Raw genomic sequence first — 14,678 nt, 5'->3', positions numbered from 1 at the left:
CGGTTAGAGTATGAAGCTGTCTATATCGAGAAAGCCGCCCTCGCCCTGCGTGTTGAAGCAGGAGAGCGCGAACTGTTCGCCCTGGAACGTGCCGGTCCGCCAAGCGAAGGCGAGCGGAAACGTGCCTCCAAGCGGGACCCAGTCCTTACCATCGAGGCTGTAGGCCATGCTGGCCTTGTCCCTCGTGAAATCGGCATTGACGGAAAGCCAAAGTTCCGAGCCCGCGATAGCTGTTCCGGCCACCTTCACTTCCTCGCGCGGGCCGCTCTGCGTGCTTTCCAGAAGGCCCATGGTCAGGAACGGGCGCCCCTTGGGATCGCGGCTTGCAGCGATGGTCGCACTGTATTGCCCGAAAGTGCCGAACCCGCACCGATCGCCTTTTTGCAAGCCTGCGATGTCGAGTTTCACGACGGCGCGGCTGCGCGGTCCCTGGGCCTTCTGCACCAGCGTATTACGCGCCGACCAGAGGTTATCCGCAAGCATCGCATGAAGTCTCAGCCATCCCGGCCGCTCGTTGAGCGACCATGCACTATCATCCGGATTATGGTTCCATTGCCATTGCATACCAAGCCGGGCATGCGTGAATCCGTCCGACGCGGCGAGCTGCGATGGCGCAAATCCATCGATCGGCTTGCGCGCCTGTCCGGGCACTTTTCCCGGTTCCTCCGGTGTGCCCCAGATGGGCCAGTCATCCTTCCAGAACACGGGACTGAGGTTGGTCATTCGCCCTATCGAACCGGCATCGGCCATGACAAAGCCGAACCAGCGACCGTCAGGCAGGTCGACAAGCGCGCCCTGGTGGCCACCGGTCCTGTCGTCAATCTGCTCTCGGGTTTCCCAGGGGCCAAAGAGGCTGCGCGAGCGCGAAACCGTAAGCGCCATGCGCGGCGGCACGGCGTTGAATATGTAATACCATCCGTCGCGCTTGACGATCTTGGAACCCTCGCCGCCCGGTACGAAATGGATCTTGCGCGAACCCACGATCCTGTCGAAATCGCGATCGAGCGTCAGCAGCGTGATTGTGCCGTCCGAATTGACAGCTGTGGCGATATAGCCTGTACCGTCGTCATCGATGAACAGGCCGGGATCGAACGCCTCGCGGTTCAGTTCGTGATATTGCCAGGGACCGCGCGGATCCGGGGCATAGTAGATACGGGTATTGAGCCCCACGGGCGTCACCGCAAGGTAAAACATGCCCCGATGGTGACGCAGGCTCGTCGCATAGAGTCCGCGTCTGTATCCATTGCCGCCCTTCAGATCATAGGCCGGCGAGCCATCGATACGTTGCACCACATGACTGTAGAATTCCCAGTTCACCAGGTCCTTCGAATGCAGGATGGTGATACCGGGAGTGTTCACGAAAGTCGTGGTGGCAAAATAGAAATCTTCGCCCACGCGAATGATGTCGGGGTCGGGATAGTCAGCGTAAAGCACCGGATTGCGGAATGTGCCATCGCCCTGATCGGCCTGCCAGACCTGCGCCATGGCAGGGGTTCGGGAGAATGTGCAGGAGCACAGGGCGGCCGCTGCGGCAAGAATTGTCAGGCGCATATCTGCAGGGTCCAGCGTTGCAGCGCGATCAATGGGCGAGGTGGGCGCTGAAAAAAGGCATGACGTGATTCTGGAACCGATCGGCCACCGCGCTGGTATGCGTGCCCGGATAGATCTCGAGGCTGTTGGCGATGCCGTAGCTGTCGAACAGGGCGTGCAATTTTCGGGTATCCACCTTCAATCCGTCCTGATCGCCGACATCCATGGCAATCGCCGCGTACTTGCGCAGGTTGTCGATGTACTGATCGGCGAAGGCGAGGGGGGAATTGGCCATCCACTTGGCGATGATTTCAGGCCGGGCCGTGCCATCTTTTACCGGCAGGTCGAGATAGAGGGGCGGATTTCGGGGATTGGGAGACCATGCCGCAGCCATGGCCAGCGCTCCGCGCGGGCCGAACGACAAGTCCTCCGAATCGGCTGGCATCCTGAGCTGGGCCACCTTGGCCTCCAGGTCCGGCTCGAAGCTCTGCGGATCGCGCACCGAAAGACAGCATGGGCTCATCAGATAGAGCGCCCCGAATACGTCGGCATGCTTCAGCCCGATCCGCGTCGCTCCGTAGCCACCCATTGAGTGCCCAACCAGCCCGCGGCTGCGCCTGTCACGAAGTGTGCGGTAATGACTGTCGACATAACCCACGAGATCGCGCGAAACGAACGTCTCGAAATCGCCGGTCGTCTGCGAACTGGAATACATCGATCCGTTATAGGCGGTCTTGCTGTCCGGCAGGACCACGATCATCTCTGCTGCACCTTCCGCAAAGGCGCCTTCGACCGTCTGGGGAACGTGGATTTCCTTCATCCATTGTTCTGCACCGATAGAGTAGCCGTGAAGCGCATAGACAACCGGATAGCGCCTGCTCGGCTCCTTGCCGTAGCTGGGTGGAAGAATGACGACGACATCCCGATCTGCGGATTCGCCTTCGAGATTCCCTTCGATCGCAATGGAATGGACCTTGATGCGCTCAACCGTAGCCGGTTTCGCTCCCGCCACTGGCGTGGGCACCAGGGTCTGCACTTGCGCATGCCCGGGCAAGGCTACCGATGCGAGTGCCAGCGCCGTCGATACCATGAATGGTCGCGACGGCCTCGACCAGCACGTCGCCATGCCGCTGAGGCCTTGCACGGCAAAAGACATCACTTCGCGGAATTGCGCCATCTCATCCTGTCCCCTTGCGAATGGTACCGGATCTGAGTTTCGAAACACGTCGGCCCGGCAATGGCCGTTTTGTCAGCGTAAATATTCTGAGTGTCAATTGCAGATCGTAATGATTGGTGTTCACGGCGCTGGCCAAACACGCCTTTCGTGCGATATTAATGGCGTTATTACAGATATATAAGCCGGACGCCTCCCTGAGGCCGCCTGAGCATGTATTTGAGGTAGCGCTATCATAGAATCGCTGGTACACTAATAACTCAGAGTGAAAATGGGGAGAGAATGCCATGCGGATTGCGCTGAATGGCGCATGCACAGGGCTGGTTCTGGCACTGGGCGCATCGATAGCGCTGCCCGCGACAATCCGGGCGCAGACACCCGATACCGTTAGCGCAACGATCGACGCCCGCAACCGATCGGAGCCGGTGACGCGCCATGCCTATGGCATGTTCATCGAGCCCATTGGAGGCCTTGTGGCGCGCAGCATCTGGGCCGAGATGCTCGATGACCGCAAGTTCTACTATCCGGTGGTGACCGCAGCGAAAGACGTGCCCCCGCCGCCGAACCCGGAGGGCAGGCCGGGAGTAACCTACAGGAAATGGCGTCCCATCGGAAATGACGGTGCCGTGGAAATGGATACCTCCGATCCATTCGTTGGCAAGCAGTCCCCCAAAGTCGTTGTCCAGGGCAAGGAAGTGCGCGGCCTCGGCCAATCGGGTATCAGCATCGCGGCCGGTAAGCGCTATGTCGGCCACTTCTGGCTGTCGGGGGATCCCGGTGTCAAGGTTCAGGTTGCACTGGTTTGGGGCAAAGGACGCGCGGATCGCATGGTCGTGGCGCTCCAGGCTCCCCGACGCGGTTGGCAGAAAGCCGAATTCGCCTTCTCGCCCAATACAGACGCGAGCGATGCGCGATTGGAGATCACCGGTACAGGCTCCGGCACCTTCAGGGTCGATGCGATCTCCCTCATGCCCGATGACAATATCGATGGCTGGCGCGCGGATACGACAGCGATTGCCCGTTCGCTGAATTCCGGCATGTGGCGTCTACCCGGCGGAAACTTCCTGTCCGATTGGGACTGGCACGGCGCACTGGGCCCGCGCGACAAGCGTGCTCCGATTTTCGACCATGCCTGGAGCGCCATGCAACCAAACGACCTCGGCATGGACGAATGGATGAAATTGACGCAGATTCTCGGTGTCGATCCTTATGTCACGGTCAATGCCGGTCTTGGCGATGCCCATTCTGCTGCCGAGGAAGTCGAATATCTCAACGGTCCGGCCACCAGTGAATGGGGAGCCAGGCGGGCCGCGAACGGGCACCCGAAGCCTTATGCGGTCAAGTACTGGAACATCGGCAATGAACCCTATGGCTGGTGGCAGATCGGCCGGACGACGCTCGACTATTTCATGATCAAGCATAACCGCTTTGCGGAAGCCATGCGGGCTGTCGATCCGTCGATCGTTCTGATTGGATCGGGTGCGATGCCCGATCAGCTCAAGCCGCGCGATACCAAGGAAAACCCGTCACTGGAAAGTATCCGTCACAAGTTTGGAACCGAGGAAGACTGGACTGGCGGACTGTTCGCCAAGGCGTGGGGGAACTTCGACGGCGTTAGTGAGCACTGGTATGACTCAGCGGAAAAGCGCCCTGACGCACCGGCCGATGCCGAACTCATGGAGTACGCGCGTTCGCCTTCGAATCAGGTGAGAATGAAAGCGGAAATCTGGGATATCTATCGGCAATGGTTCCCCAGGATCGACAAGGACCATATCTTCCTGTCGATCGACGAATATGCCTACTTCGGCGGCGCCAACCTGAAGTCAGCACTGGCCTATGCAATGGTCATGCAGGAGATGCTGCGCCATACCGATTTTCTGAAGATGAGTGCCTTCACCACTGGGGCATCGACGATGGACATCACGGCCACCGACTCGGTTCTCAACAGCACCGGTCTCGTGTTCAAATTATACGGTGAGCATTTCGGTGAAGGCACGGTTCCCTTGGCAGTTACCGGAAATTCGCCGCAGCCGGAGCCCCGTTACCCGGTCGGTTACGATCATCCGCAAGTGCGCGCCGGCAGTCCGACTTATCCGCTGGACATCATCGCTGCACTGGGCCCGGACGGCAAGTCGTTACGCATCGGCCTCGTCAACGCCACGTTCCAGAAGCAGTCGGCAGATCTCTCTTTCAAGGGGCTCTCGATCGCGGGAGCCGGCGAGCGCTGGGTGTTGACCGGTAAGTCGGTAGACGCTGCAAACAAGGTCGGCGCTACGCCTCAAGTCACGATTACCAGTAGCCAGGCAATGCCGTATCAGGGGGCGCTGTCGGTCCCGCCGATCTCGATAGTGGTCTACGAGTTTCCCTTGAGAAATTAGTCCGAATGCCTGACGGGCGAACTGGGCGGGATCGCGGTTGCGGTTCCGCCCTTCTTTTCGACCCTTGCGGATTGCGCTCAGCTGCCCCGCAGCAATTGCATGACCATCGCCCGTATCCTGCCGTAATTCCCCTTATCGAGCGGGCCGAGGATGCCATGTTGCTCTGCCGGCAGATGAGCCAGGGGATGACCGTTCGGACGGAAAACATAGTGATCGAAAAACGCCCGCCAGGCAGCACGTTCAGGCGCAGGACGTTCGGCGATGGCAATCATGGCCAGCATCATGGTCGTGAATGGTGCATCGGGTCCGGCAGCGAAAGCGTCCCACCAGTAATTGACGAGCAGATTGAGATCGCCTTGCGCCTCTACCTGATGCCACCACAGCTTGGGAAGATAGAGCGCGTCACCCGGCTCCAATTCGACGACCAGCGCTCGATCGCGGATGGCTTCGAAGCGAGGATACTGTGGATCTTCGCGGCTTGATCCAGTGGCCAGGCTTACAGGCTGGCCCGCCATCGTGTGATCGATCGGGCCGACATAAAGATCGCTGACGGCTTCGGGAGGAAAGAGTGTAAATGTTCGTCGGCCGGCCACTACACAAGCGACGTTGTCGAACGTGTCGTAGTGACATGCGACTGTCGACGCATTGCCTATCCAGACTCGTGGCCTTGCAGTCGGTGGCACAAGGGGCAGCACGTTTTCTTCGGCGAAGCCGGGCAAGTGGACCTCAGCCGGGAGCGATCCCAGGTAGACAGAGCCCAGTGACGGATTCTCGGCGCACTGGGCAATCCGATCCAATGCGGGGCCGATGGCCATGGTTTCACACTCGAAATTGAATCCATCGCGGTGCGAACCGTAATGATACCGGGCTGCGATCGAGGTATCGCCAACGAAAGCCATTGCCGGCTGCCCATTGTCAAACGCACAAAGGTATTCCCGCAGGTCTCGGTCGGACTTCGTCGCCACTCTATGCGCGGGCCAATCGGCGCAACCCTTGCGCAGGATGACCGGTTGGCACGGCTCGATGACATTTCTTTGAAATGCCTCCGGACCGGAAATCTCTTCGCGAGAAATCTCGGCAACCGATTCTTCCGGCATCGCTTTCAAGCAGCCCGGCTGAGTCGGTGATTGCGAATATGGGCCAGGGCGCTGACATGCTTGAGCGAGCCGACCATGGTGTAGATCAGTTGAAGATAGCCCTTGCGAAACAAGTCGAGCACCGCAGAGTCTTCCAGTTCATTCACCGTATCAAGGCTAACTGTATAGAGGCCTTGCAGCACCAGCTTCTCGCCATCGTCGAAATTCAGTGAAATATCGATCGGCTCGATCAACTTGAGGCGCAGGAGGGTGGCAGTGAAGGTTTCTGATTCGTGCTTGCCGGTTACCAGTTGAGTCAGGACCCGCCGAATATGGCGTAAAGGCGTGGCGGGCCGCCCATCCATATCGAATAAGAGTTCTCCTTCGTATTCGCTGAACCTGGGGCAGGTCGGGTCGATGGCGATTTCATCCTCCGATACGTAAAAGCCCTCGCGCTGCTGGTCCAGCGTCCGGTAGGTGGGCGCAGCACCATCCCGATGGTCGGAAAGCAGGTTCTCACCCGGCTTGAAGCCGAACATGGCGCCAACATAGAAGGCGCCGGTCTCCGGGCTCTTTGCCAGCAGGATCGGACAGCTCGCGGCCGCGCCGGCAAATTCACTCGGCATGATTTCGGTGAAATGCGCCGCTTCGGAATGCCGTTGCCGCAAGCGCAAGCTCCGATGTTCATGGGAATTTAGCGCTACCAATTGATCTGCCATATTCTTCTCTCCCGGACGGCGTCTGCATGCTGCAGACGGCGTAAATCGGTGCTTTTTATCGCCGTATTCCGCAGCAAATAGCGCAAAAACCGGCTCTCGCCAAGCACTGCAGAACTTTAATCAATACACCTACAAAAGACTATTGATAGCGCTACCTTCCGGTGCTACGAATTGGTCAGAAGAAAGGAATCGGGGAGGATCAGGGCGAAGCGCCGTGCTGATGACGGCTGGCAGCGTCGGCCTCTCTGGACAAGTTAATTTCTATCTGTCGCGCAAGCGATGTCTGATCGAACCGGATCAACGCGGTCGATACATAAAAGGGCATGGAGGGGATATGATGATTTCCAATCATACTGGCCGAACTTTGAGCAGTCGCCTTAGGCATGGTCTTTTTGCAGCCAGTGCATCGGGCGTCCTTGCCTTTGCGCTCACGGCTCCTGCTTATGCGCAGGAAACGGGAGGCGAGGCCGGAAATACCGCTCCGCAAGCCCGTGATGGCGAGAACGGCGTCATTATCGTCACCGGTATTCGCGGTTCGTTGCAGCGCAATCTTGATGCCAAGCGCGAAGCCCCTGGCGTAGTAGACGTCATCTCTTCTGAAGAAATCGGCAAGTTTCCCGACTCCAACGTGGCGGCATCGCTTCAGCGCCTTCCGGGCGTTTCGATCCAGCGCGACGGACCGCGCGGCGAAGCCAATGGCGTGACCATTCGCGGTTTTGGCGGCGACTTCAACGAGACGCTGGTCGATGGCCGTCGCCTTTCGACGGCAACCGGCGGCCGTTCCATCGATTTCAGCACGGTCGGTTCCGATTTCATCGGGTCGCTGGCCGTATACAAGACGCCGGACGTAGCGGTAGGCTCGAATTCGATCGGTGCCACCATCGATATCGCCTATCCCAAGCCGCTCGACAGGCCCGGCTTCCACATGGCTGCGAGCGCATCCGGATCGATCCAGAACTATGCCAAGAAGGTCGTGCCCTCTGTCGGGTTGCTGATCAGCGACACCTTCGCCGACAATACCTTCGGCATTCTCGCCGATGTCATCTATACCCGCCATGATACGCGCACGAACAACGTCTACGTGCATGGCTTCCCGGGCGGCTTCTACGCGCCTTGCCAGCTTCAGGGCAGCACGGCGACCGTCTGTAATCCCACGGATGATACGACGGCTGATCCCAGCCAGGTCAAGTCGGTCGTGGGTTTCTTCGAGCAGCAGTACGGCGCCCAGCAGACCTACACCAAGGATGAGCGCATCGATGGACGGATCGCGCTGCAATGGCGTCCTTCCGACGACATTCTGCTTACGCTCGACGACAACTATACCGAGCAGCGCATCAATTCGAATACGTTCGGCTTCGGTATCTGGTTCAACCAGGGTTCGTTGCGCAACGTCGTTCTCGACGACAACGGCGTACCTTTGGACTTCACGCAGGCAGGTTCGCAGACCGACTTCACGGCTGAGCGCGCCAGCAACCTGCGTCGAACCAATCAGACTGGCCTCAATGTCAAGTGGAACGTCAGCGACAACTTCGAAGTCGAGGCCGATGGCAGCTTCTCGAAGAGCTGGCTCAATCCGGACGGCCGGATCAGCTCGCGCGGTGCGGACATCGGCTATGGTTTCGGCATTGGCCCGACGCTGGGAATCTCCATCGATGGCAACAGCAGCGGTGCGTTCCCCTCGCTCCATGACTATGGTGCGAATGGCGATCCAAGCCGCTGGGCCGACACGTCGGTCATCGGTTCGCATGTCACCGTCAATATCGCCAACAAGAATACGGATACAATCAAGCAGGCCCGTCTGTCGGGCAAGTGGACCCAGGACGACTTGACCTTGACCTTCGGGGGGACCTACCTCGACGATACCTTCAAGTTCCGTAGCGCCAATACATTCGGGAACAACTTCTGGCAGGCCTATTCCGGTTATGGCCCAGCTTCGGGCACCAGCGGTGGTGTTGCAATTCCGCTGGATCTCTACAACGGAATGGTGGGAACCGGCGGATTCATTCCCGGATTTGACGGAATGCTGCCGCCTACGTTGATCAATTTCAACGCGGTCGACTATCAGAACTTCCTGACGTCGCTGGGCAATCCACAGGCTGGCAATATTCCAGGCTACAACTACGGATGCTGCAATGGCGATTTCACCGGCACGTTCGATGTCGCTGACGATGTTGGTAGCTACCGCAACATAAGCGAAAAGACCTGGTCGCTCTTCCTGAAGGCCCGGTTCGAGACCGAACTGGCCGGGATGCCATTCACCTTCACGGCGGGCATGCGCCAGGAAACGACGCACTTGAGCTCAAGCGGCCTCGGCCGCCTGCCATTGTCGATCACGCCGAGCACGACCGATCCCACCCTGCTGACGGTCAATTTCGGCCCGGTGCAGCCGGTCACGACCAAGAACAATTACAGCTACTTCCTGCCCGCTGTTGATGTGAAACTAGAGGTCATGCCGGATCTCGTCCTGCGCTTCGATGCGTCACGTACCTTGACCCGGCCGACGCTCAACTTGCTGACTCCGGTTCTCAACATCGGTACCGGCCAGCGTATCGGCGCGCTCACGGCCGATGGCGGAAACCCGACCCTGAAGCCCTATCTTTCGGACAATTTCGATCTTGCGGCGGAATGGTATTACCAGCGAAATTCCTATTTCGCAGTCAACCTCTTCCTCAAGAACGTCTCGAACTTTATCGTTCAGGGCACGCAGCGTCAGACGATCAACGGTGTCGTCGATCCGTCGACGGGGCAGCCTGCGCAGTTTACGGTTTCTCAGCGCCTCAATGGTCCTGATGCCACCGTTCGCGGCATCGAGCTTGCCTTGCAGCATACCTTCGGTGACTCCGGCTTTGGCTTCATCGCAAACGCTACATTCGTCGATACCAACAAGCCCTATGACCGCAGCGACATCAGCCAGAGCGGCTTTGCTGTCACCGGCCTTGCGAATTCGGCAAACTTCGTCGGCTTCTTCGACAAGTACGGGTTCGAGTTCCGCGCAGCGCTCAATTGGCGTGACGAGTATCTGCTCCAGTTCGGACAGGTTCAGAACACCGGTGCCTTCGGAGCCGAGCCGACCTTCGTGAATGCCAGCACGCAGATCGACCTCAGCACCAGCTACCAGATCACCGAAGGCCTGAACGTCTTCGGCGAGATCCTGAACCTGACCAACGAAACGCAAAGCACGCACGGTCGCTACAAGAACCAGTTGCTTGACGTTTACGGTTACGGTCGCCGCTTCACCGCGGGTGTCCGTTACCGCTTCTAGCTCCTCCCTGGCCGGAGGTGTCGAAAGGATTGACACCTCCGGCAAACTGGTTTTGCCTCAGCTCATGCAGCGACCCACCAAGAAGATCGTTATCGTTGGCGGCGGCACGGCCGGATGGCTTACCGCCGGCGTGATCGCCGCCAGGCACCTCAGCCGGATGCCTGGCGGATTTTCGGTTACCCTCGTCGAATCGCCGAATACGCCGATCATTGGCGTGGGCGAGGGGACCTGGCCGACCTTGCGGACGACGCTGGCCAAGATCGGCGTATCGGAAACGGACTTTTTCCGGGAATGCGATGCGGCCTTCAAGCAGGGAGCCAAGTTCGCCCGCTGGACCACCGGCGCGCACGATGACGCCTATTACCACCCGTTGATGCTGCCGCAGTCTTTCGCGCAACTGAACCTCGCTCCGCACTGGTTGGCAAATGGCGAAAGCAGCTTTTGCGACGCGGTTTGTCCGCAAGGGCGCATCTGCGACGATGGCCTTGCCCCCAAGACCATCGCAACACCCGAATTCGAAGCGCTGGCGAACTATGCCTATCACCTCGATGCGGGCAAGTTCGCGCCCTTCCTGCAGCGCCATTGTACGCAAAAGCTTGACGTTCGCCATGTTCTGGCAGACGTCCAGCGTGTCGAAATGACCGAAGATGGCGATATCAAGAGTGTGGTCACCGAGCAGGCCGGTGAAATCGAAGGCGATCTTTTCATCGACTGCACCGGCTTCAAGGCGCTGCTGATCGGCGAAGCGCTGGGCGTGCCATTCAAGGATTGCAGCGATGTGTTGTTTTGCGACACGGCGCTGGCGGTTCAACTGCCTTACGAAAGCGAGACGAGCGCGATAGCCTCGCACACCATATCCACCGCGCAGTCCGCCGGGTGGATCTGGGACATCGGTCTGCCGACCCGGCGCGGTATCGGCTATGTCTATTCCAGCGATCACACGAGTGGTGACGATGCCGAGCGCGAATTGCGCACCTATCTTGGCGCTGCGGGCAAGGATCTGCCGATCCGCAAGATCCCGATCCGCTCTGGCCACCGCGAGACTTTTTGGAAGCGCAATTGCGTGGCTGTCGGCCTGGCTGCGGGATTCCTCGAGCCGCTGGAAGCCTCCGCCATCGTCCTGATCGAGCTGTCGGCCAAATTGATTGCCGAGCAGATGCCCGCCTGCCGCGAGGTCATGGACCCCATCGCGCGGCGGTTCAACGCCACCACCGACTATCGTTGGGGCAGGATCATCGACTTCCTCAAGCTTCACTATGTCCTGACGCAGCGCAGGGACAGCGCGTTCTGGCAGGACAACCTGCGGCCCGAATCCATTCCCGAAAGATTGCAGGAGCTTCTGCTCCTCTGGAAATACCAGGGCCCGTGGTTCCACGACGAGTTCGACCGGGTTGAGGAAGTATTTCCTCCGGCAAGCTATCAATATGTCCTTTACGGCATGGGTTTCCGCACAGAGGTGGAGCACGAAGCTCTGGCAGGCGACGCCGGACTTGCCGCCAGGGCCATGCGAGAAAACGCGGCTCAGACGCAGCGGCTGCGGGCAGGGCTTCCCCGTCACAGGGACCTGATCCGGAAGATCGTCGATCATGGTTTGCAGCCGGTCTGAAGGCGATCCTGTCGCGGGTGCAGTTGCAGGGGGTATTCATCTCTTTCGAACGTGCGGATGGCGCACGAGTTGCCGTCCGCAAGCGTCTCGACGGGGCTTGCCGGTGTTGTGGAGCCTCCCGGTGTGAGCTGACCGAACTGCCCACGTAAGTTTCTCACCATTCCAGAGCACGAACCATTCCAGCAAACGACGAGGAATACGCATGACTCACCCCCCATCGCGCCTTCACCGGTTGACGTCCCTGCTCCTTGCCGGGGCCATGGTGTTCCCTGTCGCAATTTCGCCGGTTTCCGTAGCGGCACAGGAGGCCGGCTCCATGACCGGGATCTCGCCAGTGCGCGCGAAGGCCAGAGCCATGGCGGCGGATCTCGTCGCAAAGATGACGCTGGATGAAAAACTGGGTCAGTTGCTGAATACCGCTCCGGCCATTCCGCGTCTCGACATTCCGGCCTACAACTGGTGGACGGAATCGCTGCATGGGGCGCTGGGTTCCCTTCCGACGACCAACTTTCCCGAGCCCATTGGCCTTGCCGCTACTTTCGATGCGTCGCTTGTGAAGGATGTTGCCGGTGCAATCAGCACCGAAGTCCGAGGACTTCACGCACTGGCACGCAAGACGGGCCGGATGGGGCGCATTGGCACCGGGCTCGACACATGGTCTCCCAACATCAACATCTTCCGTGATCCGCGCTGGGGCCGCGGGCAGGAAACATATGGAGAGGATCCCTATCTGACAGCGCGCATGGGCGTGTCCTTCGTGGAAGGGATGCAGGGGCCCGATCCCGATCTTCCGGATGTGATCGCCACGCCAAAGCACTTCGCTGTCCATAACGGTCCGGAATCGACGCGCCATCACGCCAATGTCTTCGTCTCGCGCCACGATCTGGAGGACACATACCTCCCCGCTTTCCGCGCCGCTATCGTCGAGGGCAGGGCCGGTTCGGTCATGTGCGCCTACAACCGCGTCGACGGACAACCGGCCTGCGCCAGCCAGGAACTTCTGCAAGAGCACCTTGTCGATGCTTGGGGCTTCCAGGGCTACGTCGTGTCCGACTGCGATGCGGTGAAGGACATCAGCGACAATCACAAGTATGCGCCCGATGGCGCAGCAGCCGTCGCTGCCGCCATGCGTATGGGCGTCGACAGCGAATGCCACACATGGACCCTGTCCGACACCGACGGATTGACCGACCGCTATCGCGAAGCGCTGGAGCGCGGCCTGATCACGGTAAGCGATGTCGACAGGACACTCATCCGCCTCTTCTCCGCTCGGCTGCGCAATGGCGACTTGCCGGGCGTGCGCAAGTTGAGCACCTTTACGTCCTCTGCCGCCGATGTCGGCACCCCGGCCCATGGGGCGCTGGCGCTCAAGGCCGCGGAAGAGAGCCTGGTGCTTCTCAAGAATGACGGAATCCTGCCGTTCCAGACTGCCGGAATGAAAGTGGCCGTGATCGGTCCCTTCGGCGATGCCACCCGCGTGCTTCGGGGCAATTATTCCTCGACTATTTCGGCCCCGCCGATCTCGGTGGTCGACGGATTGCGACAGGCCATGCCGAAGGCAACTGTTTCCTACGTGCCCTTCGGCGAGACTGTGACCGATGGCGATCCGGTGCCGGAATCGGCACTCGTGAGCGACGATGGCAAGCCGGGTCTCACGGCGCGCTACTACAATGTGCAGGGCACGCCGCCCAAGCTCTTCGATCCGGGGAAGCGTGACGAATACCTGAAGACCGTTAAGTTCTCCGAAAAGCCGGTCGTGACCCGCCGAGAGCGAAGCGTCGACGGACGGAGCCTTGATCTGGCGCAGGTCTCCGATCATCACCGGGTGGTCTGGACAGGCTACCTCGTGCCACCGGAGAGCGGCACTTACCGCCTTGGGCTTTCCGGCTTCCAGAGCGGTCGGATGGATTTCGACGGTAAGCCGTTCGTGGACCTCAAGGATGCCCAATGGGGCAGCCTGCCGACCATGAAGACGCTAACCCTTGAGAAAGGGCATCGCTATCCGGTCCGGATCATCGGCGAGGCGCATACCGGCACGGCCGGGATCGGATTTGCCTGGAAGCGGATTTCGACCGACCCCGCCGGTGACATGCGCCGCGCTGCTCAGGCGGCCGATGTCCTTGTCGCCGTGGTCGGCCTTACGTCCGATCTGGAAGCAGAAGAATCGCCGATCGAGATTCCGGGGTTCAAGGGCGGCGACAAGACCACCCTCGATATTCCGGCGGACCAGCAAGAGTTGCTTGAGCAGGCGAAGGCAACCGGTAAACCGCTGATCGTCGTTGCCATGAACGGCAGCCCGATCAACTTGCATTGGGCGAAGGAAAACGCCGATGCTATCCTGGAGGCATGGTATCCGGGCCAGTCGGGGGGGCTTGCCATTGCCAATGTTCTGACTGGCAAGGCCAATCCGACCGGAAAGCTGCCCCTGACCTTCTATCGCAGCGTCGAGGATCTGCCTCCCTTCGACGATTACGACATGAAAGGGCGAACCTATCGCTACTTCACCGGGAAAGCGGTCTATCCCTTCGGCTACGGTCTCAGTTACACGACATTCGGCTATGGCCCGGTGGCAGTTGAACCTGCTTCGGGCGGGGCGCAAGATGGCATTCGGGTAACCACGCAGGTGAGCAACACCGGCCAGCGCGCCGGCGGCGATGCCGTTCAGCTCTATCTCGATTTCCCCGATGCACCCGGCACGCCCAACATCGCCTTGCGCGGATTCCAGAAAGTGTCGCTGCAACCGGGAGAAACGCGTCAGGTAACCTTCACTCTTTCCCCGCGTGATCTCAGCTCGGTCACCCCGGATGGCGTTCGCAAGGTGTTGAAAGGCCATTACAGGGTGACGGTGGGAAGCGGCCAGCCGGGCTTCAGTGCCGCGACGCGATCGGCCGATTTCTCGGTCGAAAAGGCGGTTACGCTGCCGAAGTAACCAC

8 protein-coding genes are annotated in these 14,678 nt (G+C 59.8%); 4 read left to right on the top strand and 4 right to left on the bottom strand.

The annotated features are described in order from the left end of the window. Window positions 1–3: 3 nt before the first annotated feature. Both PP1Y_RS01505 and PP1Y_RS01500 read right to left on the bottom strand, forming a co-directional pair. A complete protein-coding gene (locus tag PP1Y_RS01505) occupies window positions 4–1,551 on the bottom strand; it encodes a glycoside hydrolase 43 family protein (RefSeq protein ID WP_013836340.1) in 1,548 nt (515 codons plus the stop codon). Window positions 1,552–1,579: 28 nt separating this feature from the next. Next, a complete protein-coding gene (locus tag PP1Y_RS01500; RefSeq protein ID WP_013836339.1) occupies window positions 1,580–2,620 on the bottom strand; it encodes an alpha/beta hydrolase family protein in 1,041 nt (346 codons plus the stop codon). Between the two features lie 371 nt (window positions 2,621–2,991). Between PP1Y_RS01500 and PP1Y_RS01495 the strand changes: the two genes are divergently transcribed. Continuing rightward, on the top strand, window positions 2,992–5,082 hold the full coding sequence (locus PP1Y_RS01495; protein WP_013836338.1) for an alpha-L-arabinofuranosidase C-terminal domain-containing protein: 2,091 nt from the start codon (window positions 2,992–2,994) through the stop codon (window positions 5,080–5,082). Window positions 5,083–5,159: 77 nt separating this feature from the next. On the opposite strand, the gene PP1Y_RS01490 is transcribed toward PP1Y_RS01495, so the two are convergent. Together PP1Y_RS01490 and PP1Y_RS01485 are read right to left on the bottom strand one after the other, a co-directional pair. Further along, the gene (locus PP1Y_RS01490; RefSeq protein ID WP_013836337.1) at window positions 5,160–6,179 is read right to left on the bottom strand and encodes a cupin-like domain-containing protein; all 1,020 of its coding nucleotides are present in this window, start codon (window positions 6,177–6,179) and stop codon (window positions 5,160–5,162) included. Between the two features lie 5 nt (window positions 6,180–6,184). Then, the gene (locus tag PP1Y_RS01485) at window positions 6,185–6,877 is read right to left on the bottom strand and encodes a SapC family protein (RefSeq protein ID WP_013836336.1); all 693 of its coding nucleotides are present in this window, start codon (window positions 6,875–6,877) and stop codon (window positions 6,185–6,187) included. Window positions 6,878–7,214: 337 nt separating this feature from the next. On the opposite strand from PP1Y_RS01485, the gene PP1Y_RS01480 reads away from it, so the two are divergent. The 3 genes from PP1Y_RS01480 to PP1Y_RS01470 all read left to right on the top strand — a co-directional run bounded on the left by PP1Y_RS01480 (window position 7,215) and on the right by PP1Y_RS01470 (window position 14,674). Then, on the top strand, window positions 7,215–10,139 hold the full coding sequence (locus PP1Y_RS01480) for a TonB-dependent receptor (RefSeq protein WP_013836335.1): 2,925 nt from the start codon (window positions 7,215–7,217) through the stop codon (window positions 10,137–10,139). 64 nt (window positions 10,140–10,203) lie between these two features. Beyond that, window positions 10,204–11,745: a tryptophan halogenase family protein gene (locus PP1Y_RS01475; protein ID WP_013836334.1), complete on the top strand. Its 1,542-nt coding sequence runs from the start codon at window positions 10,204–10,206 to the stop codon at window positions 11,743–11,745. A gap of 259 nt (window positions 11,746–12,004) precedes the next feature. Further along, window positions 12,005–14,674, top strand: a complete 2,670-nt coding sequence (locus PP1Y_RS01470; RefSeq protein ID WP_013836333.1) for a glycoside hydrolase family 3 C-terminal domain-containing protein — start codon at window positions 12,005–12,007, stop codon at window positions 14,672–14,674. Window positions 14,675–14,678 lie beyond the last annotated feature (4 nt).

The organism is Novosphingobium sp. PP1Y, from assembly GCF_000253255.1.
Classification (GTDB): Bacteria; Pseudomonadota; Alphaproteobacteria; order Sphingomonadales; family Sphingomonadaceae; genus Novosphingobium.
This window is presented reverse-complemented; position numbering and strand designations above follow the sequence as displayed.